This is a genomic window from Thalassospira sp. MIT1004 (assembly GCF_001858545.1).
Lineage (GTDB): Bacteria > Pseudomonadota > Alphaproteobacteria > Rhodospirillales > Thalassospiraceae > Thalassospira > Thalassospira xiamenensis.
The window spans coordinates 163,714-186,307 of record NZ_MCAO01000022.1; the positions used below are offsets into that span (position 1 = coordinate 163,714).

The 22,594-nt window shown below is 55.0% G+C and carries 20 protein-coding genes; 15 read left to right on the forward strand and 5 right to left on the reverse strand.

Translation table 11 applies throughout. The features are described 5' to 3' along the window. The first annotated feature begins 202 nt into the window (after positions 1–202). Positions 203–1,378 (forward strand): divergent polysaccharide deacetylase family protein, encoded by a 1,176-nt coding sequence (locus BC440_RS09340; protein ID WP_071239946.1) that lies wholly within the window; start codon positions 203–205, stop codon positions 1,376–1,378. A 59-nt stretch (positions 1,379–1,437) separates the two neighbouring features. Here the strand turns inward: BC440_RS09340 and trpE are convergent, their stop codons facing one another. Next, positions 1,438–2,934, reverse strand: coding sequence for an anthranilate synthase component I (gene trpE, locus BC440_RS09345; RefSeq protein ID WP_071239947.1), 1,497 nt, complete (start codon positions 2,932–2,934; stop codon positions 1,438–1,440). 103 nt (positions 2,935–3,037) lie between these two features. Continuing rightward, positions 3,038–4,930, reverse strand: coding sequence for a SurA N-terminal domain-containing protein (locus tag BC440_RS09350; RefSeq protein WP_071239948.1), 1,893 nt, complete (start codon positions 4,928–4,930; stop codon positions 3,038–3,040). A gap of 327 nt (positions 4,931–5,257) precedes the next feature. Here BC440_RS09350 and tpiA point away from each other — a divergent pair, with 327 nt between their 5' ends. The 12 genes from tpiA (at position 5,258) to BC440_RS09410 (ending at position 18,651) form a co-directional block, all read left to right on the forward strand. Continuing rightward, positions 5,258–6,013: a triose-phosphate isomerase gene (tpiA, locus tag BC440_RS09355; protein ID WP_037991268.1), complete on the forward strand. Its 756-nt coding sequence runs from the start codon at positions 5,258–5,260 to the stop codon at positions 6,011–6,013. Between the two features lie 99 nt (positions 6,014–6,112). After that, positions 6,113–6,448, forward strand: coding sequence for a preprotein translocase subunit SecG (gene secG / locus BC440_RS09360; RefSeq protein WP_007089463.1), 336 nt, complete (start codon positions 6,113–6,115; stop codon positions 6,446–6,448). A 124-nt stretch (positions 6,449–6,572) separates the two neighbouring features. After that, on the forward strand, positions 6,573–8,201 hold the full coding sequence (locus tag BC440_RS09365; protein ID WP_007089464.1) for a CTP synthase: 1,629 nt from the start codon (positions 6,573–6,575) through the stop codon (positions 8,199–8,201). A gap of 28 nt (positions 8,202–8,229) precedes the next feature. Further along, entirely contained in the window at positions 8,230–9,087 is an 858-nt protein-coding gene (gene kdsA, locus BC440_RS09370) for a 3-deoxy-8-phosphooctulonate synthase (RefSeq protein WP_037991591.1), read from the forward strand. A gap of 104 nt (positions 9,088–9,191) precedes the next feature. Then, the gene (gene eno / locus BC440_RS09375; RefSeq protein ID WP_007089466.1) at positions 9,192–10,463 is read left to right on the forward strand and encodes a phosphopyruvate hydratase; all 1,272 of its coding nucleotides are present in this window, start codon (positions 9,192–9,194) and stop codon (positions 10,461–10,463) included. A gap of 287 nt (positions 10,464–10,750) precedes the next feature. After that, positions 10,751–11,101 (forward strand): septum formation initiator family protein, encoded by a 351-nt coding sequence (locus BC440_RS09380; RefSeq protein ID WP_051682326.1) that lies wholly within the window; start codon positions 10,751–10,753, stop codon positions 11,099–11,101. A 544-nt stretch (positions 11,102–11,645) separates the two neighbouring features. Continuing rightward, positions 11,646–12,656, forward strand: coding sequence for a pyruvate dehydrogenase (acetyl-transferring) E1 component subunit alpha (gene pdhA, locus BC440_RS09385; RefSeq protein WP_037991264.1), 1,011 nt, complete (start codon positions 11,646–11,648; stop codon positions 12,654–12,656). Positions 12,657–12,709: 53 nt separating this feature from the next. After that, positions 12,710–14,143: a pyruvate dehydrogenase complex E1 component subunit beta gene (locus BC440_RS09390; protein ID WP_037991262.1), complete on the forward strand. Its 1,434-nt coding sequence runs from the start codon at positions 12,710–12,712 to the stop codon at positions 14,141–14,143. 63 nt (positions 14,144–14,206) lie between these two features. After that, positions 14,207–15,538, forward strand: a complete 1,332-nt coding sequence (locus BC440_RS09395) for a pyruvate dehydrogenase complex dihydrolipoamide acetyltransferase (protein WP_071239949.1) — start codon at positions 14,207–14,209, stop codon at positions 15,536–15,538. 95 nt (positions 15,539–15,633) lie between these two features. After that, positions 15,634–17,031, forward strand: coding sequence for a dihydrolipoyl dehydrogenase (gene lpdA / locus BC440_RS09400; protein ID WP_071239950.1), 1,398 nt, complete (start codon positions 15,634–15,636; stop codon positions 17,029–17,031). A gap of 118 nt (positions 17,032–17,149) precedes the next feature. Next, entirely contained in the window at positions 17,150–18,145 is a 996-nt protein-coding gene (gene lipA / locus BC440_RS09405; protein WP_007089472.1) for a lipoyl synthase, read from the forward strand. 47 nt (positions 18,146–18,192) lie between these two features. Then, on the forward strand, positions 18,193–18,651 hold the full coding sequence (locus BC440_RS09410) for a type II toxin-antitoxin system RatA family toxin (protein WP_037991250.1): 459 nt from the start codon (positions 18,193–18,195) through the stop codon (positions 18,649–18,651). 46 nt (positions 18,652–18,697) lie between these two features. Here BC440_RS09410 and BC440_RS09415 read toward each other — a convergent pair whose 3' ends face one another. Together BC440_RS09415 and BC440_RS09420 are read right to left on the reverse strand one after the other, a co-directional pair. Then, a complete protein-coding gene (locus BC440_RS09415) occupies positions 18,698–19,201 on the reverse strand; it encodes a CinA family protein (RefSeq protein ID WP_071239951.1) in 504 nt (167 codons plus the stop codon). Between the two features lie 6 nt (positions 19,202–19,207). Next, positions 19,208–19,690: a phosphatidylglycerophosphatase A gene (locus BC440_RS09420; protein WP_007089475.1), complete on the reverse strand. Its 483-nt coding sequence runs from the start codon at positions 19,688–19,690 to the stop codon at positions 19,208–19,210. A gap of 225 nt (positions 19,691–19,915) precedes the next feature. Here BC440_RS09420 and BC440_RS09425 point away from each other — a divergent pair, with 225 nt between their 5' ends. Together BC440_RS09425 and BC440_RS09430 are read left to right on the forward strand one after the other, a co-directional pair. Next, the gene (locus BC440_RS09425; protein ID WP_007089476.1) at positions 19,916–21,262 is read left to right on the forward strand and encodes a M23 family metallopeptidase; all 1,347 of its coding nucleotides are present in this window, start codon (positions 19,916–19,918) and stop codon (positions 21,260–21,262) included. Further along, complete coding sequence (locus BC440_RS09430; RefSeq protein ID WP_071239952.1) at positions 21,222–21,680, forward strand: polymer-forming cytoskeletal protein; 459 nt, start codon at positions 21,222–21,224, stop codon at positions 21,678–21,680. Before BC440_RS09425 ends, BC440_RS09430 begins: the two co-directional genes overlap by 41 nt. Before the next feature lie 128 nt (positions 21,681–21,808). On the opposite strand, the gene BC440_RS09435 is transcribed toward BC440_RS09430, so the two are convergent. Continuing rightward, positions 21,809–22,507 (reverse strand): haloacid dehalogenase type II, encoded by a 699-nt coding sequence (locus BC440_RS09435; RefSeq protein WP_071239953.1) that lies wholly within the window; start codon positions 22,505–22,507, stop codon positions 21,809–21,811. Positions 22,508–22,594: the final 87 nt, after the last annotated feature.

Below are 22,594 nucleotides of genomic sequence, written 5' to 3' on the forward strand. Positions count from 1 at the left end.
CGGGCAGAGAATAAACGGCATTGCCGCTACGTCAAGCGATTGCAAAAACCATTTTCCTGCCATTGTTCGCGGTCTTTGTTTGCGGCTTTAACAGGGTGCTAACCTGATCGGGTTTAAAAGCTTCCAAACACAAGCCGGGATAATTGGCGTATAATCACCATATGGGTAACACGACCCAGCAAACGAGACTGGAGACCAGAGCGTGGCACGCCGGGCACAACCCGCCAAAAAGAAAAAAGCGGCACCGCGAAAAACAGGCCGTAGCAAGGCTGCACCGAAAAGAAAATCGGGCGGCATTGGCCGCTTCATGCTGGGCGGTGCGATTGTTGCGGGGACCATTTCGGCATTCATTGCAGCAGGCAGTATGCTTGAGCTGGATCGCGCATCGCGTGATCTTGGCGAACGGGCCGCTTCCGAACCGGAATATACGCCGACACCGGCCCAGGTACCGGAAAGCCGCAATTATGATTTCAGCGAAAGCAACGGCAATCGCGACCGGACCGGATATATGGTCGGTGAACGTGTGCCGGGTGAAAAAACTGCGCCCGAAACCAGACAACCGCAGAAGGCACCGGTCACAAAGTCGCCTGAACCTGCCGTGTCGCCCGATACCGGCGGGATCAGCGGGGGCGCGCATAGTGATGGTCCGCCGCCATGGCAGAAATTCACAGCCCTTACCCCCGATACGGGAACCGCACCGGTTATCGCGATTGTGATTGATGATGCGGGCCTTGATCAGCCGCGCACGGCGCGCACTATAGGGCTGCCCGGGCCGGTGACGATTTCCTATCTGCCCTATGCGCGCGACCTTCAGCGTCAGGTGAATGATGCGCGCGGGCGGGGGCATGAAGTGATGCTTCATATGCCGATGGAGCCGTCGTCGGCATTGGTCGATCCAGGTCCGCATGCGTTGCGCACCGGATTTGACCGCGACAAGATATTGGGCGAGATGACCTGGATGCTGGACCGGTTTGATGGCTATGTCGGTGTGAATAATCACATGGGCAGCAAATTCACATCCGATCCGGAACGCATGCAGGTGGTGATGGAGGTGATGAAATCACGCGGGCTTCTGTTCCTTGATTCCAAAACCAGTGCCAAGTCGGTCGGATTTTCGATGGCACGCCAATATGATGTCCCGGCGCTTGAGCGCGACGTGTTCATTGATGACGCCGATGATGCCACCAAAATTGCCGAAATGCTGGCCCGGACTGAAAAAGTTGCCACCAATCAGGGATTTGCGATTGCGATTGGCCATCCGCGCGACCTTACGCTGGAAGCCCTGCAAAAATGGATTCCCGCCATTCAGGCCAAGGGATTTGTTCTGGTGCCGGTGACCGACATCCTGCGACGAACAAGTCCGAGTGCGACAGGTTGATAAAGAACAAGGCCCGCAAATGAAGCGGGCCTTGTTCTTTCAATCCGAAATGCAGGAAATCAGGCAAACCGATGGGCTTCGCGGGCGGCGGCCATCAATGCGCCTGCCTTGTTCTGGCATTCCTTGTGTTCGAGTTCCGGTTTGCTGTCTACGACGATCCCGGCACCGGCCTGAATATGGATCTGTTCGTCCTTGATGACAGCGGTCCGAAGCGCGATGCAGGTATCCATGGAGCCATCGGCGGAGATATAGCCGATACAACCTGCATAAATGCCGCGCCGGACCGATTCCAGTTCATCGATGATTTCCATGGCGCGGACCTTTGGCGCGCCCGATACCGTTCCAGCAGGGAAACCGGCCTTGAGCGCATCCATCGCATCATATTTGTCGTCGATCTGACCGACGACGTTCGAGACGATATGCATGACATGGGAATAGTATTCGATCTGTTCGCGGTCGGTGACGCGCACCGTACCGGGCTTGGACACACGGCCGACATCATTGCGCCCAAGGTCAAGCAGCATCAGATGTTCCGAACGTTCCTTGGGATCATCAAGCAGGTCCTGGGCCATGACCTTGTCGTCATCGGGTGTCTTGCCGCGCCGACGCGTTCCGGCAATCGGGCGAATGGTGACTTCGCCGTCGCGCAGGCGGACAAGGATTTCCGGGCTGGCGCCGACAACCTGAAACCCGCCGATATCAAGATAAAACATAAAAGGTGACGGATTGATCCGGCGAAGGGCGCGGTAAAAGGCGAAGGGCGGCAATTGATAGGGCAGCGTGTAGCGTTGCGAGAGCACGACCTGAAAGATATCGCCCGCGCGGATATATTCCTTGGCCTGATCGACCATTTTATGAAAACCGGCCTCGTCGACGCTGACCTTTGGGTCGGGCAGGGTGTCGGGGGCGGATTTGGACCGGCGATCAAGGAACAGGTTGCGCTGGAACTGCTGCACGACATCATTGAGGCGCGCACAGGCCAGATCATAGGCCGCATCGGCATCTATTCCGCTTTCGGGGCGGACCGGGGTTACGACGGTGACGGTATCGGCGATGGTATCGAAGCTTGCGGTGACCGTCGGGCGGATAAAGATGCCGTCAGGGACGCCGAGTTCATCCGGGTTGCTATCGGGCAGCTTTTCCATAAGGCGCACGGTGTCATAACCCATATAGCCGACAAGACCGGCGCTCATGGGTGGCAGATTGTCGGGCAGGGCGATGTGGCTTTCGGCGATCAGCTTTTTGAGGCTTTCAAGCGGTGCATCGGGTTCATCTTCGAACGCATCGGCATCGGCAAGGGCGCGACGGTTCAGTTCTGCCTTTTGGCCAAAGCAGCGCCATATCAGATCGGGGCGCAGGCCAAGGAATGAATAGCGTCCGCGCACGGCACCGCCTTCGACAGATTCAAGCAGATAGGTGTTGGGCATGCCTTCGGCGATCTTGAGAAACGCCGAGACGGGCGTATCAAGATCAGCGGTCAGCGAGGTCCAGAGAACCTGTGAAATGCCGTTATTGTAGTTCTGCTTGAAACTGTTGAAATCCGGTTTGATTTCCATGGTCTGTCCAATTTTGGTCGATTAGGGGTGGGCGGTATGAGGCAGCGCGGAGTTTAACGAAAAAGGGCGGCCCGATGAAAGGCCGCCCCATTTCTGATCGGGATCAGTTGGCCGCGGTTTGCGGATAAAGACCGTTGATCACGCTGTTATTGACGCTGACCGAAATCTCGTCCTGCAGGTAATCAAGATATTCTGCAAGGATGTCTTCGTTCAGGCCCTGTTTGAGTTCGGTCACGACCGGGTCGGCAGCGCCTTCGGCAATGGTGCCAGCTTTGATCTGATCAAGTTTCAGAACCAGAACATTGTCGCCGGACTGAACAGCCTTTGCCTTGCCTTCTTCAAGGGTGAAGAGGGCTGCGGCAACCGCCGGGCTGACATTGCCTTGGAGGCCCTGACCGGTACGTTTGGTCAGGCCGCTTTGTTCGAGTTCGGCATTGTCGCTGTTAGCGAGCGTTGCGATATCGGCATTCTGGTCATTGATCGACGCGGCAAGCTGATCGGCTTTTTCAAGCATCAGACGGTTGTGTTCATCGGTTTTCCATGCGGTAACAACGTCATCACGCACGTCTTCAAACGGACGCAGTGCCGACGGGGTGACGTCATCAACGCGTGCGACATAACGAACACCGGTCGAGGTTTCTTCGAGGAAGCTTTCCTCGCCCTTGCCGAGTTCGAAAATCTTGGCATTGATCTCACCGCTGTCGGTGATTTCAGTACCCAGACCTTCGCCACGCACAACGTCGTTCAGTTTATAGGTTTTTGCGCCAACCGCGTTTGCGGCTTCTTCAAGCGGGGTCCCGGCACCAAGTTCATCATCAAGCTTGGCGGCAAGATCATAGATCGCGTCTTCGGCCTTGAACTGCCGGACACCGGCTTCGACATCGTCGCGAACCTGATCAAGGGTTTCGGTCTGTTCCGGCGTAATGCGGGTCACGCGAATGATATGCCAGCCAAGGGCTGTTTCGACCGGTTCGGAAAACGCGCCTTCTTCAAGGCCAAACGTCGCATCACGCAGATCGGGAAGGATGTTGTCGGCGGTGAATTCACCAAGTTTGACAATCGACGGATCCATACCGGCATCGTCGGTTGCGACCTGCATGAAATCGGCCCCCCCCTGAAGCGCCTTATAGGCCTCCTGGGCACTTTCCTTTTCATTGGGGGCAAACAGGATCTGTTCGACAACGCGTTTTTCCGGAGTCTGGAATTCCGGCAGGCGATGGTTATATGCCTCGAGAATTTCTTCTTCGGTGACATCCATATTTGCTGCCAGATCCTTCGCCGAAAGGGTGACCAGGGTCACATTGCGGCTTTCGGGGGCGGTGAATTGCGGTGCGTTGTCTTCGTGATATTTACGAAGGGTCGCGTCATCGGGCGTTTCGATCGTGTCGAATTCCGAAGCATTCAGGGCAAAGAAGCTGCCGCTGCGCTGTTCGTTGCGGTAGGCGGCAATCTGTTGTGCCATGACGTCAGGGACGCTGACGGCACCGGCGAGGCTGCCAACAACCTGCTGGCCCATCATGTCGCCACGAACACCTTCGATGAATTCCGGTTCGGTATATCCGCTGGAATACAGCGCCTGAAGGAAACGTTCGCGGTCGAACTGGCCGGTGGTTTCATTCTGGAAGCCCGGAGAGGCGAAAATCGTCTCGCGCACTTTTTCGTTGCTGATGCCGATGCCCATTTCCTTGGCGTTTTCACGCAGGATTTTCTGGGAAACCAGATTTTGAACCGTATTGTTCAAAAGGCCCATCTGGATGGCTTGCTGACGGTCGAAATTCGGACCGAAAACGCTGCGCATATTCTGGATTCTGCGCTGGAAGGCGCGATCCAGTTCGGCGGGGCTGATATTTTGGCTGCCGATTTCAGCAACCTGACGCGATGTTCCAAGATCGAGCATCGACGCATTCAGGCCCCATCCGACGAAGCTGATTGCAATCACGCCGAGGATGATCTTGGCAAAGATTGATTTCGAAAAAGAGCGAATGCCAGCAAGCATATGATAAGCCTAACAATTCGTGGTTGGTGCCGATGACAATGCAGATGACAATGTACCGGCAGCGTTTCTTTTATCTGCCGGAACATAACGAAAATCCCGGCGCAATTGCCGCGCATCTTAATGGCGAGAGGTAAGGGCGGCAACATCCGATTGCATTGACCGTGCCCGAAGTTCGGTTGACAGTGTTTTCCGGGGCTTGGCCGGGGCCTGAGCGCGTGCTAAAACCCGCATCGAACCGTGTTTGTAACAATACTTGTCGGATCGGTTCCCGCATGGCCCAGCCATTGCCTGATCCAAAACCTGTCGCAGCAAGAGGTAGATATACATATGTCACAGCGCCGTCCCCTGATCGCCGGAAACTGGAAAATGAATTGCCTGCGCACCGACGGGCTTGCACTTGCGCGCGGACTATCTGACCGCGCAAAGGCAAAAGGTGATCTGGCATGTGATATTCTGGTCTGTCCGCCGGCAACCCTGATTTCCGATGTTGCCGGTGTTACGGCCAAGAGTGCCGTCAAGGTTGGCGGTCAGGATTGTCATGTTGCCGTTTCGGGTGCGCATACCGGGGATATTGCGGCCCCGATGCTGGCCGATATCGGCGCGACCCATGTTCTTGTCGGGCATTCCGAACGTCGGGCGGACCACGGTGAAAGTTCGACCGTTATTCGCCAGAAAACAATGGCAGCCCATGATGCCGGTCTGATTGCGGTGGTCTGTGTTGGCGAGACCGAGCAGGAACGCGATCTTGGTGCGACGCTTGCGGTGGTTAATGGCCAGATTGCGGTTTCGGTTCCTGATGAGGCGACGGCGGAAAATACCGTCATTGCCTATGAGCCGGTCTGGGCGATTGGCACGGGGCGCACGGCAAGCGTTGATGAAGTTGCCGAAGTTCATGCTGCAATTCGTGCAGGGCTGACGGCACGATTTGATGATGGTGACAAATTCAGAATTCTGTATGGTGGTTCGGTAAAGCCGTCCAATGCGGCTGAATTGCTGTCTGTGCCCGATGTTGACGGTGCACTGGTTGGCGGGGCGAGCCTCAAGGTTGACGATTTTTGGAAAATTATTGAAAGTTGCGCCTAGCCAACTGTCATAAAACACGTTAAATACGCATCAAATTTTTGCCCGATCCGGCCATAATAATGTTCGGATCGGAAGTTTTAGGACAAGAGTTTCGAGACCATGCAAACTGTTATTCTGGTAATTCACCTTCTTCTTGCGCTTGGCATGATTGCCGTCATTCTCGTACAGCGCAGCGAGGGCGGTGGGCTTGGTATCGGCGGAAGCGGCGGCGGTGGCGGCGGCGGTAATTTCGGCGTCATGAGCTCGCGCAGCGCAGCAAACCTTCTGACACGTACGACCGCTATTCTTGCCGGGGCATTCATGATTACAAGCCTTGCCCTGGCATTGTTGTCCAACACTCATACCCAGCCGACATCCATACTGGATCAGGCTCCGGCCCCGGCAGCTGAACAACAGCCCGCCGAGGACACCGGACCGGCGGCTCCGACCCGCTAAAAAACAAACCGACGACCAGAGGCGGCAAAATTGCCGCCTCAATTTTTGATTGTTGTATTCCCCGGTTCGTGATGCACTGAGCGGCATCGAACTGCGGCGTTTTGCTTTGAGATGAGGCAAAGACATGACCCGTTATATCTTTATCACCGGTGGCGTTGTTTCTTCGCTGGGCAAGGGCCTGGCATCTGCTGCTTTGGGGGCCTCGCTTCAGGCACGTGGTTTCACTGTTCGCCTGCGCAAGCTTGATCCGTATATCAACGTTGATCCGGGCACCATGAGCCCGTATCAGCATGGCGAATGTTATGTGACCGAAGACGGGGCGGAGACCGACCTTGATCTTGGTCACTATGAACGTTTCACCGGTGTTTCGTCGCGTCGTTCCGACAACGTGACCACCGGTCGCATCTATTCCAACGTGATTGCGCGCGAACGTCGCGGCGATTATCTGGGCGGGACCGTTCAGGTGATCCCGCATATTACCGATGCGATCAAGGAATTCGTTCAGTCCGATGCGACCGAGGATTTTGTCCTTGTCGAGATCGGCGGTACGGTTGGCGATATCGAAAGTCTGCCGTTCCTTGAAGCGATCCGCCAGATGGGCAACGAGCTTGGCGATGGCCGCACGCTGTTCATGCATCTGACGCTGGTGCCTTATATTTCGTCGGCGGGCGAGCTTAAAACCAAACCGACACAGCATTCCGTCAAGGAACTGCAAAGCGTTGGTATTCAGCCCGATATCCTGCTGTGCCGTTGTGACCGTGAAATCCCGGTCAATGAGCGCCGCAAGATCGCACGTTTCTGTAACGTGCGCGAAGCCGCTGTTATTCCGGCCTATGACGTCGACAATATCTATCAGGTGCCGATCAGCTATCACCAGTATGGTCTTGATAACGAAGTGCTTCATCACTTTGGCCTGCAGGCACAGGACCCGGATCTGGGACCGTGGGAAGAAATCTGCAACATCATCCGTAATCCGGAAGGTGAGGTTACTATCGGGATCGTTGGCAAATATATTCAGTTGCCCGATGCCTATAAGTCGCTCACCGAAGCACTGACCCATGGCGGCATCGCCAACAAGGTCCGTGTCAAACTGGAATGGATTGCGTCTGACGCGCTTGAAAAGGAAGGCGATGTTAGCGAAATCCTGTCCAAACTGGACGCGATCATGGTGCCGGGCGGATTTGGCGAGCGTGGGACAGAGGGCAAGATTGCCGCTGCGCGCTATGCCCGTGAAAACAAGGTGCCGTATTTCGGTATCTGCTTTGGCATGCAGATGGCGGTTCTTGAAGCGGCCCGCAATCTTGCGGGCCTTAAGGATGCGTCTTCATCGGAATTCGGTCCGACGAAAACCCCGCTTGTGGGCCTGATGACCGAATGGGCCAAAGATGGTGGCTCGGTTGAGCGTCGTAGCGGCGAAGATGACCTTGGTGGCACCATGCGCCTTGGCAACTACGAGTGCAAACTGGTCGACGGTACGCGTGCGCGTGATATCTATGGCAGTGAGACCGTTCTTGAGCGCCATCGCCATCGTTACGAAGTTAACGTAAACTTCATGGCGCAGCTTGAGGAAAAAGGGCTTAAATTCTCGGGTCTGTCGCCGGACGGGCGTTTGCCGGAAATCGTCGAATACCCGGATCACCCGTGGTTCATCGGCGTTCAGTTCCACCCGGAACTGCGTTCGCGTCCGCTTGATCCGCATCCGCTGTTTGTGTCCTATATCAAGGCCGCCAAAGAGCGCAGCCGTCTGGTTTGATCAAACAGCCTGAATGAAAGACTTCGAAATGACGGAAATCAAAACTGTCAAAGTCGGCAATATCGAATTCGCCAATGACAGGCCCTTTGCGCTTCTGGCGGGGCCATGCGCGATCGAAAGCCGTCAGCACGCACTGGAAATGTCCGCAGCGCTTAAGGAATTGTCCGAGGGGCTCGGGATCGGGCTTGTTTACAAAAGCTCGTTTGACAAGGCAAACCGCACCAGCAGCACGTCGAGGCGCGGGGTTGGACTGGTCGAGGGTCTCGACATTCTGGCAGAGGTCAAGGAAAAGACCGGCCTTCCGATTGTCACCGACGTTCATCTGCCAGATCAGTGTGCGTCGGTCGCCGAAGTTGCCGATATTCTGCAAATTCCGGCGTTCCTGTGCCGTCAGGCCGATCTTTTGCAGGCCGCGGGTAAAACCGGGCGCGCGGTGAATGTCAAAAAGGGCCAGTTCCTGGCACCCTGGGACATGGCGAATGTTGCGAACAACATTGCGTCAACCGGCAACGAAAACATCATGCTTTGTGATCGCGGGACCAGCTTTGGCTATAACACGCTGGTAACCGATTTCCGTGGACTTCCCACCATGGCCCGTCAGGGCTATCCGGTCGTATTTGATGCGACCCATTCTGTTCAGCAGCCGGGTGGGCAGGGGACAACGTCAGGTGGACAGCGCGAATTTGCGCCGGTTTTGGCGCGTGCGGCTGTATCTGTCGGCATTGCCGCCCTGTTTATCGAAACCCACGATAACCCGGATGCGGCCATCAGCGATGGCCCGAACCAGATTCCCTTGAACAAGCTTCCGGAAGTTTTGTCGGTTCTGATGGAACTGGACAAAGTGGCAAAAGCCAATCCGGTTCGTCTGGACATGTTCAAGGATTGATATGCAAATGCCGCCATCAGACATGATGGCGGCATTTCTTTTATGCTGTAACCAAAGCACCCGATTGGGGTGCAGATAATCTCAGTGAGGAGAATGTTTCCGTCATGACCGCTATTATCGATATCCGCGGCCGCGAAATCCTCGATAGCCGTGGCAACCCGACTGTCGAAGTTGATGTAACTCTGGAAAGTGGCGCCTTTGGTCGTGCAGCCGTTCCGTCGGGTGCATCCACCGGTGCGCATGAAGCCGTCGAGCTGCGTGACAAGGAAGACCGTTATCTTGGCAAGGGCGTGACCAAAGCGGTTGCCGCCGTCAATGGCGAGATTTTCGAAGCCCTGGCCGGTATGGATGCCGAAGACCAGGTCGAGGTCGATGGCATCATGATCGATCTTGACGGGACGCCGAACAAGAGCCGTCTTGGCGCGAATGCCATTCTGGGTGTTTCGCTGGCGGTTGCCAAGGCTGCGGCTGAAGAAGCGGGCCTTCCGCTTTATCGTTATGTTGGTGGGGCTTTCGCCCGCACCTTGCCGGTGCCGATGATGAACATCATCAATGGCGGTGAACATGCCGACAACGCGATTGACGTTCAGGAATTCATGGTGATGCCGGTTTCGGCAGAAACCGGATCGGACGCAATCCGCATGGGTGCGGAAATCTTCCATAACCTGAAAAAGGCCCTGTCAGCAGATGGTCTGAGCACTTCTGTTGGTGACGAAGGTGGTTTTGCCCCGAATATCGGGTCGAGCGAAGAAGCCATCAGCTACATCATGAAGTCGATCGAAGCTGCCGGTTATCGTCCGGAAGAAGACGTTGTCCTTGCCCTTGATGCGGCATCGACCGAATTCTACAAAGGTGGCAAATACGTTCTGGCGGGCGAGAACAAGACCCTTGATGCAGACGGCATGGTCAAATACTGGGCCGATCTGGTCAGCAAGTATCCGATTTTCTCGATCGAAGACGGCATGTCTGAAGATGACTGGGACGGTTGGGCGGCATTGACGTCGGAAATCGGCAAAAAGGTTCAGCTGGTCGGGGACGATCTGTTCGTAACCAATCCGAAGCGCCTTGCCGATGGCATCAAGAAGGGCGTTGCCAACTCGATCCTCGTGAAGGTCAACCAGATCGGTTCGCTGACCGAAACGCTTGAGGCCGTCGAAATGGCCCATCGTGCGGGCTATACTGCGGTTATGTCACACCGTTCGGGCGAAACCGAAGATTCGACCATCGCCGATCTTGCGGTCGCCACCAATTGTGGGCAGATCAAAACCGGTTCGCTGTCACGTTCTGACCGTCTGGCGAAATACAACCAGCTGATCCGCATCGAAGAGATGCTGGGGGCCGGTGCCTATTATCCGGGGCGTTCGATCCTGAAATAAGGTTCGATTGCAGGACTGAACCTGAAAAACCGTCCCGTCATTCCGGGGCGGTTTTTTGTTGTTCAGGATCAGCTAATTGAGCGTAACTGCCCTGTATTAGCATTGCTGTTTTAAGCTTATTTTTACCCTGTTGTGATTAGCTATGAGAGTATTTTTGCGAGATTTCTGTCTGCTGCGAGATTTATACCTTTGCGTTCAAAGGGAAATAACGCACGCAGTTTTTCCGTTCCGGTTTCGGAATGGTGTTTTTCTGTTGTTCGTCTCGTATCCGCAAAGGGCAGGGGTAAATGTCTTCAACGTCACCGGTTATTCGCCGACTAGGTCAGGCTATTGCACCGGTTATTGCATTTACCATTATGGTCTATTTCATCTTCCACAGTGTCGAAGGTAATCGTGGTTTGCTGGCTTATTGGTCTATGCAGGACCGCGTGGCCGATATCGCAAAAGTGCGTGACGAAATCATCGACAAGCGCAAGCATCTCGAGCAGCGCGTGATTGCGATGCGCCCGAAGCATCTTGATCCTGATCTGCTCGATGAACGTGCGCGCGCGATGCTGAATGCCGCGCACCCGGATGATCTGATTATCTTCCATCACAATGGCTACCCGGCCGACGAAACGGTTGCTGCCAGCCAGTAATCGGTCGTGGCGGATTTGTGCGAAGAATCCGGCAGTGTTTTTATGCGCGCGATCAACTTCCAAAATTGAAAATGCGCGCGTCCGGGGCTGTATTTCCCATGATTTTACAGCCCGAGCTGCTTGGCGGGAATTTGACATCCTCTCATACAGCGTTGTTTCAACTGTCTTTTGGTTGATTTGTGACCTGCAATAGTTTGTGATCAGGGCAACGCAACCTTTTGTTTCTTCTGGCAGTTGCGAAATAAACGTGTCGGATCTGTGATATTCTTTTCAGGAAAGCATAGCATTTGTGACCTGATGGAATGAACGGGAATGAAGCCGGTTCCTCAAGTCACTGGAAACGCTTGAATTATGTATATATGCAAAAAAACGTGAATTAACCATTATTTGGTTTATTTGTGATTGTGCGTTGCAAAACAACAGTTTACGGGTGGTTAGATTGCTTGCTTCGACACGTAGTTTTGGGTAGTCATTTCGGTGGTCCAGTACCGAATTAAGCGCTCATACATGATGCTTAAGCGACAGCCATCCACCGGGAGGAAACATGGCGACCACAAAACGCAAACGCGCCACGACGCGCGCCGACAATCAGGCGAGCAGTGACGATCTCCTCAAATATTACCGTGAAATGCTTCTGATCCGTCGCTTTGAAGAAAAAGCCGGTCAGCTTTATGGCATGGGGCTTATTGGTGGCTTCTGCCATCTTTACATCGGGCAGGAAGCTGTCGTTGTCGGCATGCAGGCTGCCATTACCGGCGATGATGGTGTGATTACCAGTTACCGCGACCACGGCCACATGCTGGCTTGTGGCATGGACCCAGCAGGGGTCATGGCAGAGCTGACCGGCCGTGAAGGCGGTTATTCGCACGGCAAGGGCGGCTCGATGCACATGTTCTCCAAGGAAAAGAATTTCTATGGCGGGCATGGTATCGTCGGCGGGCAGGTTTCGCTCGGCACCGGTATTGCCTTCAATTACAAATATCGCGGTCAGGACCGTGTCTGCCTGACCTATCTTGGGGACGGTGCCGTCAACCAGGGGCAGGTATACGAATCCTTCAACATGGCAGCGCTCTGGAAGCTTCCGGTGATCTATTGCATCGAGAACAACCAGTATGCCATGGGAACGTCGGCACAGCGCCATTCGGCCAGCCCGGACCTTTACGAGCGCGGTTCTGCCTATGGTATCCCGGGTGAACAGGTTGATGGCATGGACGTTCTGGCGGTCAAGGATGCCGGTGAACGTGCCGTTGCGCATTGCCGCGAAGGCAAAGGGCCCTATATCCTTGAGCTCAAGACCTATCGCTATCGCGGGCATTCCATGTCCGACCCGGCGAAATATCGTACCAAGGACGAGCTCGACAAAATGCGTAAAGAGCACGATCCGATCGATATGGTCAAAAAGCTGCTGATCGATGGCGATATCATCGACGAGGCTGGCCTCAAGGACATCGACAAGGATGTGAAAGCGGAAGTCGCCAAAGCGGCCGAGTTTGCGCAAAACAGCCCGGAACCCGATGTTTCCGAACTGTTCACAGATATTCTGATCGACGCGTGATCGCGACACCCGCGAACCGCTTTTGACCGATATTTCCCGGGAGAGAGGGAACAATGCCGATTGAAGTTTTGATGCCGGCGCTGTCGCCGACCATGACAGAAGGCACTCTTGCCAAATGGACCGTCAAGGAAGGCGACACTGTTGCCTCCGGTGACGTGATTGCAGAAATTGAAACCGACAAGGCCACGATGGAAGTCGAGGCCGTTGACGAAGGTACCATCGGCAAGATCGTGATTGCCGAAGGGACTGAAAACGTCGCGGTGAATGCTGTGATCGCCTATATCCTCGAAGAAGACGAGGATGCTTCTGCCCTTGATAATGTTTCGGCGTCTTCTGCACCGAAAGCCGACGCCGCACCGGCCGAAGCGAAGGAAGAAGAAAAGGCACCGGCCAGTTCGTCCAATGCAGCACCTGTTGCTGCAAGCGGTGCGATTGAACGTGCCGAACAGGACCCGCGTGCCATGAGCGTCATGAACGCGACCAAGGACGAGAAAACCTATACCTCGTTCAAGACCCAGACCGTTCGTGAAGCTCTGCGCGATGCCATGGCCGAAGAAATGCGGGCCGATGAGAACGTTTATGTCATGGGGGAAGAAGTCGCGCAGTATCAGGGGGCTTATAAAGTCACCCAGGGCCTGCTTGATGAATTCGGTGATAAGCGTGTTGTCGATACCCCGATTACCGAGCATGGCTTTACCGGACTTGCAACCGGTTCGGCATTCATGGGCCTGAAACCGGTTCTTGAGTTCATGACCTTTAACTTCGCCATGCAGGCGATTGACCAGATCATCAACTCTGCTGCGAAAACCCTGTATATGTCCGGTGGCCAGCTTGGCTGCCCGATCGTGTTCCGTGGCCCGAACGGTGCTGCGTCGCGTGTGGGCGCACAGCATTCGCAGTGCTATGCATCCTGGTATGCACATTGCCCGGGGCTTAAGGTTGTCGCACCTTGGTCGGCGGCCGATGCAAAGGGTCTGCTCAAGGCCGCTATTCGTGATCCGAACCCGATTGTCTTCCTTGAAAATGAAATCCTTTACGGACAGAGCTTCGAAGTGCCGGACGACGAAGATTTCGTTCTTCCGATTGGTCAGGCAAAGATCGAACGCGAAGGGACGGACGTCACCATCGTTGCGTTTTCAATCATGGTCGGCAAGGCGCTGAAAGCGGCAGAACAGCTTGCTGAGCAGGGCATTTCCGCCGAGGTCATCAACCTTCGGACCATCCGTCCGCTTGATGTGAACACCATCGTTCGCTCGGTCATGAAAACCAACCGTCTCGTGACCTGCGAAGAAGGCTGGCACTTTGCCGGTATCGGTGCCGAGATCGCATCGGTCATCATGGAACATGCGTTTGATTACCTTGATGCGCCGGTTGCGCGCGTTACCGGTGAAGATGTTCCGATGCCATATGCTGCCAACCTCGAAGTGCTTGCACTTCCGCAGGAGCAACACATCGTCGATGCGGCCAAGGCCGTTTGCTATCGCTAAGTAAAACGGACAGGGGCAGGGCGCGGCAAACCCGCGCCGCCCCGTTACCGGGAGATTGCGTTCATGCCTGTTAAGATATTGATGCCGGCCCTGTCGCCGACCATGACCGAAGGCACCTTGGCGAAATGGCTTGTCAAGGAAGGCGACACCGTTGAGTCAGGTGACGTCATTGCCGAAATCGAAACCGATAAAGCCACGATGGAAGTTGAAGCCGTCGACGAAGGCAAAATCGGTAAAATCCTTGTTTCCGAAGGCAGCGAAGGCGTTGCCGTGAACGAGGTTATCGCACTTCTTCTGGAAGAAGGCGAAGATGCCAGCGCCCTTGACGGGGCGGATACGTCTTCGGCGTCTGTTGGCGGCGGCGATGCCGAACCAGCAGCCGAGGCACCGAAACAGGAAGCGTCCAAGCCAGAAGCCGCCCCGGCAAAAGGCCTGGCACCTGCGGCACCGGTTTCCGGTGGGGATCGTATCAAGGCAAGCCCATTGGCGCGTCGTATTGCAGCCAATGAAGGCGTTGATCTTGGCAAGGTCGAAGGTTCGGGCCCGCGTGGTCGTGTTGTGAAACGCGATGTCGAGGCTGCACTGTCGTCCAAACCGGCCGATAAAGCTGCTTCTGCTGCTACTTCTTCGGCTCCTGCTGGCGAGAAACCGGCGGCAGCCCCGCAGGCACCGGCGGCGTCTGGCTGGAACCCGGATCTGACCGGTTTGCCGGAATATGAAGAAATCCCGAACAGCTCGATGCGCAAGGTTATTGCCCGTCGTCTGACCCAGTCCAAACAGCAGGTTCCGCATTTCTACCTGACGGTCGATTGCGAACTCGACAATCTGCTTGCCACCCGCAAGCAGCTTAACGAGAAGGCCGGCGAGGGCGTGAAGGTATCGGTCAATGATTTCGTCATTCGTGCCGCATCCATCGCGCTTAAACGCGTACCGGCGGCCAATGCGGTCTGGACCGATGCGGCCATCCTGCAGTGCAAGCAGCAGGACATTTCGGTGGCTGTTGCCATCGAGGGCGGCCTGATCACCCCGGTTATCCGCAATGCGGGTGGCAAGGGGCTTGCCGAAATCTCGACCGAGATGAAGGCACTGGCTGGCAAGGCACGCGAAGGCAAGCTGAAACCGGAAGAATTCCAGGGCGGGACTTTCTCTGTCTCTAACCTTGGCATGTTTGGCATCAAGGAATTCTCTGCCATCATCAACCCGCCGCAGGGCTGCATTCTGGCCGTTGGTGCCGGTGAACAGCGCGCGGTTGTCAAGGACGGCGCCTTGGCTATTGCCACCGTCATGAGCTGCACGCTTTCGGTCGACCATCGTGTGGTCGATGGTGCGATCGGTGCTGAATTCATGGCTGAATTCAAAAAGCTGATCGAAGATCCGCTGAGCATGTTGCTCTGAGGTTCGGAAATTGCGCGGGGACTTTAAATAGTCCCCGCAAGCATTTGAATTTCAAGACCTGTGACCGGTGACGGGCAGGCGAAGGAGATCTTACGATGGCGGATAACAATTTCGACTTAATCGTTGTTGGCGCGGGCCCTGGTGGCTATGTCACGGCCATTCGTGCCGCACAGCTTGGCCTGAAAACCGCGGTTGTTGAACGCGAACATCTTGGCGGCATCTGCCTGAACTGGGGCTGTATTCCGACCAAGGCCCTGCTGCGTTCGGCAGAAGTCTATCGCAACATGCAGCATGCCAAGTCATTCGGTCTGTCATGCGAAAAGCCTTCCTTTGATCTGGATGCAGTCATTCAGCGTTCGCGCGGTGTTTCCAAGCAGCTTTCGGGTGGTGTTGGCCATCTTCTGAAGAAGAACAAGATCACCGTGATCAACGGCGAAGCCAAATTCGACGGTCCGAAAAAGATCAAGGTCGAAGGCAAGGATGCCGGCACCTATACCGCGAAGAATTATATTATCGCGACCGGTGCACGGGCGCGGTCCCTGCCGGGGCTGGAAGCCGATGGCAAGGTGGTCTGGGATTATAAAAAGGCGATGACGCCTGACAAGATGCCCAAAAGCCTTGTGGTTGTCGGTTCAGGCGCGATTGGTATCGAATTTGCCAGCTTCTATCACACCATGGGTGCGGAAGTGACGGTGGTTGAAATCATGTCGCAGATCATGCCGGTCGAAGACAAGGAAGTGGCCGCCCTTGCACAGAAGATGATGACCAAGGACGGGATGAAAATCCTGACAGAAGCCAAGGTCGCGAACCTTAAGCGCAACGCCGACAATGTTGTCGTCACGATTGAAACCAAGGACGGCAAGAAACAGGAATTGACCGTTGATCGCGTGATTTCCGCGGTTGGTGTGATCGGCAATACCGAAAATCTCGGTCTGGAAACCACCAAGGTCAAGGTTGATCGCAACGTCATTGATACGAACGAGTATTCGGTAACGGCAGAGCCGGGCATTTATGCCATTGGTGACGTCGCAGGCCCGCCGATGCTGGCGCACAAGGCCGAGCATGAAGGCGTGATCTGCGTTGAAAAGATTGCCGGTGTCAAAGGGGTTCACCCGCTTGATCCGCGCAAGATCCCGGGTTGCACCTATTGCCATCCGCAGGTGGCAAGTGTCGGTCTGACCGAAGCCAAAGCCAAGGAAGCCGGTTACGACGTCAAGGTCGGCAAATTCCCGTTCATCGGGAACGGCAAGGCGGTTGCACTGGGCGAGGCCGAAGGTCTGGTCAAGACGGTGTTTGATGCCAAGACCGGTGAATTGCTTGGTGCGCACATGGTTGGTGCCGAAGTGACCGAGCTGATCCAGGGCTTTGTCGTGGCCATGGGGCTCGAAACGACCGAAGAAGATCTGATGCATACGGTCTTCCCGCATCCGACCCTTTCGGAAATGATGCATGAGTCGGTCCTTGACGCCTATGGGCGTGCGATCCACTTCTAGAATATGGCGTTGTACCGGGCAAACATGCCCGGTATGACCGTTTTGGACGATTGTCGGTTTGACAAATGCGTGACGTGGCGGCACATTGCCGCCCGTCCAATCCTTCGGAGGTAACTCTATGTCGACGGCGCGCAACGAAGCACAGGCACTTCGTCACCCGGAAAAGCAGAAACGCCCGGATCGTCCGTCCGGACGCAAACCGGAATGGATTCGTGTCAAGGCGCCAACCTCGAAGGGGTATCAGGAAACGCGCGAACTTGCGCGCGGCCTGAATTTGCATACCGTCTGCGAAGAAGCGGCGTGCCCGAACATTGGTGAATGCTGGCAGAAGAAACACGCATCCTTCATGATCATGGGGGATACCTGCACGCGTGCCTGTTCGTTCTGTAACGTCAAGACCGGCATGCCCGGTGCGCTTGACCCGTTCGAGCCGGAAAACCTTGCGATGGCGGTTGCCGACATGGCGCTTAAACATGTCGTGATCACCTCGGTCGACCGTGATGATCTGGCCGATGGTGGGGCCGCACATTTTGCCCGCGTGATCGAGGCGATCCGCCATAAATCGCCGGAAACCACGATTGAAATTCTGACCCCCGATTTCCGCGATAAGCCAGGTGCCGTTGAAATCGTTGCCCGTGCACGTCCGGACGTTTTCAACCATAACCTTGAAACCGTTCCCAGGCTTTATACCTCGATCCGGCCGGGCGCGCGCTATTACCAGTCGCTGCGCATTCTTGATCGCGTCAAACAGATTGATCCGACGATCTTTACCAAATCGGGCCTGATGGTCGGGTTTGGTGAAGAACGCCATGAACTGGCACAGGTCATGGACGATCTGCGGGTTGCGGATGTCGACTTCCTGACGATTGGCCAGTATTTGCAGCCGACGCTCAAGCACGAACCGGTTAACCGGTTCGTGACGCCGGACGAGTTCAAGGATTACGCCTCGATGGCACGCGGCAAGGGCTTCCTGATGGTGTCGGCAACGCCGCTGACGCGTTCAAGCTATCATGCAGACCGTGACTTCGAGGAACTGCGCAAGGCACGCGAAAGAAAGCTTGCGGCTGCTGACGAAGCCAAAGCCAGAATGCAGGCAACAACAGCGGCGCAGTAAGTGCGCCGCATTTCAAACCGATAAACGCGACGACAAAGGAGATCAGGGTGCCGACGCATGCGGAGCGCAGGAAACTGCCCTATACGCCGGAACAGCTGTTTGACCTCGTCGCGGATATCGATTCCTATTCGGAATTCCTGCCATGGTGTGTGGCATCCCGTGTGCGCAAGCGTGATGGCGATGTTTTGCATGCCGATCTGGTGATCGGTTTCAAAATGTTTCGCGAAAAATACACATCAAAAGTCACGCTACAGCGCCCGGATCGGGTCGATGTCGAATATCTGCAGGGGCCGTTCAAGTACCTTAACAATCACTGGGTGTTTGAACCGGCGGAAGACGGTGGAACGTGGCTCGACTTCTTTGTCGATTTCGAATTCCGTTCTGCCCTGTTGCAGAAGATGATCGGGGTCGTTTTCAACGAGGCCGTCAAATTGATGGTTGGTGCATTTGAAACCCGCGCCCATCAGGTTTATGGCGAGCCGGACAAGGCCCTGTCAGATCAGTGAGTGCATGTTGCATTCACGCTGCATGGGCGATGATGCGCCAATCTGATTAACCGGTTTTGCCAACCATTTCCGAAAGCATGTCATAGGCGTCGATGATGGTTGCCTTGCGTACCGCGTGGCGATCACCGTCATAGACCCGGCGACGGTGCAGGGTAGGCCGACCTTTTCCGGCGCACGCAAGATGGACAAGTCCAACCGGTTTTTCATCTGATCCGCCGCCCGGACCGGCGATGCCAGTAACCGCGACAGCCAGTGTTGCCAGTGGTGCGCGGATCAGTGCGCCTTCGGCCATTGCGCGCGCGACCGGTTCTGAGACGGCACCATAGGTCTCAAGCAATTCCTGCGGTACGCCGATCAGGCCGTGTTTTGCTTCGTTGGAATAAGTCACAAAGCCGCAATCGACAACGGACGAACTGCCATCAACGGCCGTTAGCCCGCCAGCTATAAGCCCGCCGGTACAGGATTCTGCGGTTGCGATCATTTCGCCTTTGGATTTGCATAGGGCAATCAGGTTTTCTGCGCGCGCAAGAATATCCGGTTCGATGTTCATGGGCGGTCAAACTCCTGCAAAGTAGCGGGCGGCGATCAATACAAACATGCCAAATATGCCCGCAAGGATGTCATCAAGCATGATACCAAAACCGCCGCTGATCCGGCGGTCGATCCAGCGGATCGGCCAGGGTTTCAGAATATCGAAAAACCGGAACATGACAAATGCCGCCGCCAGCCAGCCGAGATCGGCAAGCCCGTTGCCCAGCGGAACGACAAGTATGCAAAGCCATTGCCCTGCAACTTCGTCGATGACGATTTCACCGGGATCGTGAACCCCGATCATCTCGCTGTATTTATGGGAAATCGGAATTCCGACAAGGAACACAATGACAATTCCGGCCAACAGAGCCGGGTATCCCAGCAAAACGGCGATTGCCCAGCCCACAGGAACAGCGGCCAGCGATCCCATCGTGCCAGGTGCCTTGGTGGTTCGTCCGCTGTAAAACCATGTTGCAGCACAGGTCAGCATGAATTGGGATAAACGCATGTTTTGAACGCTGTTGAATTCATCGGGAGATCATTGAGTAACATATTGAAGTGCAAAGCAGATGATTTTTTTACCCTTAAGGATGTGTTAACGTGCTTGCCTGTCTTCGCGCTAACAGGTAGCGTAAAGAAAATAGATATTCAGCCGGGGTCTGAAAAAAAACGGTTGTGCGTCGATTTCGTATCGAACGGGCAATGTTGGGTAAATAGGGGTTAGACACTGAGTATGTCGGCGTTCGAACGTGGCCGTCGCCTGATTGAAAAATGGTTTCCGGACCGGCACATCCTTGTGCGGTCCAATGATTCCGTTTCTCAAGTGCGGATTGGCAAATACGCTCAACTGACATTGGCATCGGTCGGGGTCCTTGCGATCACCTGGACGGTCGGGGTATCGGGTTATTCCTGGTATCTTGATCAACGGCTTGCCGCGCGTGAAGAACAGCTGTTTCGCAGCGAGCTTTCCTATAATCAGTTGATCGCACGTGTCACCGAAAGCCAGCGCCGTTTTGGTGAAATCACCTCACAGATGGAAGATACCCACCGTAATCTTCTGTCGATGGCTGAAAAGAATTTGATGCTGCAGGCCCGGGTTCAGGATTACACCTCGAAACTGGCGGTCAGTGAAAAGGAAAAAGTCCAGATTTCCGCCTTGCGGACATCCATGGATAATCAGATGAACGCGCTACAGACCCAGATTGACGGTATTACCAACCGCAATCTTGCGTTGCGCGACGAACTGGAAACTGTCGAAACCGTCATGTCGCGGGTTATGCGTGAACGTGATCAGGCGATGCAGCGTTCGAAAAAACTGCAATCGGAACTTGGTGAAGCACGTCAGCGGATTGCCGATCTGCATACCATCCAGAAGCAGGCGATGCAGCGCGTGGCGGAAACCGCCGACAGCACCATTCTGGAGCTGGAATCGGTGCTGGAAATGACCGGTCTTACGATGGACGAGGTTATTACGCCGCCCATGAAGCCGCAGGCGTCTGGAAGCGGCGAAGTTGCCGGTGGTGTGGGGGGACCGTTTGTGGCGTTCGAGCCCGAGAACCCCGAGGACGAACAGTTTGTAAATGTGGCACTTGCCGTTGGTGATCGTATGGATCAGCTGGTAAGTCTGCATGAAAGAATAAAAAGAACCCCGTTGGGGGAGCCTGCGGATTCCTATTACCTGTCCAGTTCTTTCGGGAAGCGCAAGGATCCTATCAACGGTAAGTGGGCTTTTCATTCCGGCGTTGATCTTGCCGGGCCCATGAAAACACCAATCTATGCGACGGCCCCCGGAAAGGTGGTGTTCGCCGGATGGAGCGGAAAATACGGGAAGATGGTCGAAATTGACCATGGTAACGGCCTTCGAACCCGTTTCGGACATCTATACAAGGTCCTCGTCAAGAAGGGCGACGAAGTGAATTTAAAGGGCAAAATCGCATTGATGGGAAGTACCGGCCGTAGTACCGGCAGCCACGTGCACTATGAAGTTCTGGTTCACGACAAGCAGGTAGACCCCATCAAGTTTATTGAGGCGGGACATTATGTTTTCAAAAACGAGCAAGAGACAGCAGACAACGACTAATTCCCAAAATTCGGCGACCGAAAAAAGAGGCGGTCTGTCGATTATCAATTCCGATCTTCGGGTTACCGGTGATCTGATCTCAGAATCAGATGTTCAGGTGGACGGTTTTGTGAATGGTGACATTCGCACGCGTACCCTGACAATTGGTCAGAACGGCGAAGTCCGCGGCGAGATTGTCGCCGAAAAGGTTCGCATTTGTGGTTCTGTCACCGGTCAGGTTCGCGCCCGGGACGTTTCACTGGCGGAAACGGCCCGTATGCTGGGCGATATCCTTCATGAAAGCCTGTCGATCGAACCGGGTGCCCATATCGAAGGCCATTGCCGTCGCATTGAAGGTGCCGTCGAAGAGGGCGGTCTTACCGTCATTCAGGCCGGCCAGATTGTTGCCGCGAACGTGAAGAAAGAACACAAACAATAAAAGGTTTGTGTCGGCAATCTTTCCCGCAGGCCAGCAAAGAATATAAAACCCGGAAAAGCGGCAAATCGCTTTTCCGGGTTTTCTTTATTCGGTCTGATCGGGATTGGCGTGTTTCGCGGGCCCGGTTTTCAGGCTTTTTCCGGCTGCGCGACCAGCGGCAGCAGCTCGTCCAGACCTTTTAAAACCACGTCTGCGCTATGAGACAGGCGTTCTGTTGGCTGCTGTGTCCGGTTGATCCAGGCCGTGCGGAACCCGAAATGCCCGGCACCGGCAATATCCCATCCGTTAGACGACTGGAATGATATTTCGGCGGGCGTCAATTCGAGCTGGTCAACCGCAAGCTGATAGACATCGGGGTGCGGTTTATACGTTTTGATATCATCCACACAGATGATCAGGTCAAACAGTGATAGAATCCCGGATGCCTTTGCGGCTGAAATCAGCATATGTTTGGCGCCGTTCGACAGGATCGCCAGCTTGTGCCCTTGGGATTTAAGTGTTTTCAGGGTTTCAACAACTTCGGGGAAAGTATCAAGCGACAGATAGGTTTCCATGAGTTTTGCGCGAAGGGCGGGGTCTTTTTTTCCGGTTGCTGCCATGGCGTAATCAAGAGCGTCACCGGTGACATTCCAGAAATCCGTGAAGTCGCCCATCAGACTGCGCAGCCATGTATATTCAAGCTGCTTTTGGCGCCAGATACTTGAAAGCCGGTCTGCTTCATCCCCGATGGATTCCTTGAACCGGTCAACGGCCGATCCAACGTCGAACAGGGTACCATAGGCATCGAAAACGAATGCGCGGCAGGAAGTAAGTGCATTTTCTGACATTTGCTCTGGCCTCATCTGTCGGACTTGGTTTGATCGAATATGGTGTTCGCTTTGGCAAACCGCAAACGGTTCAACTGTCTCTAAAGG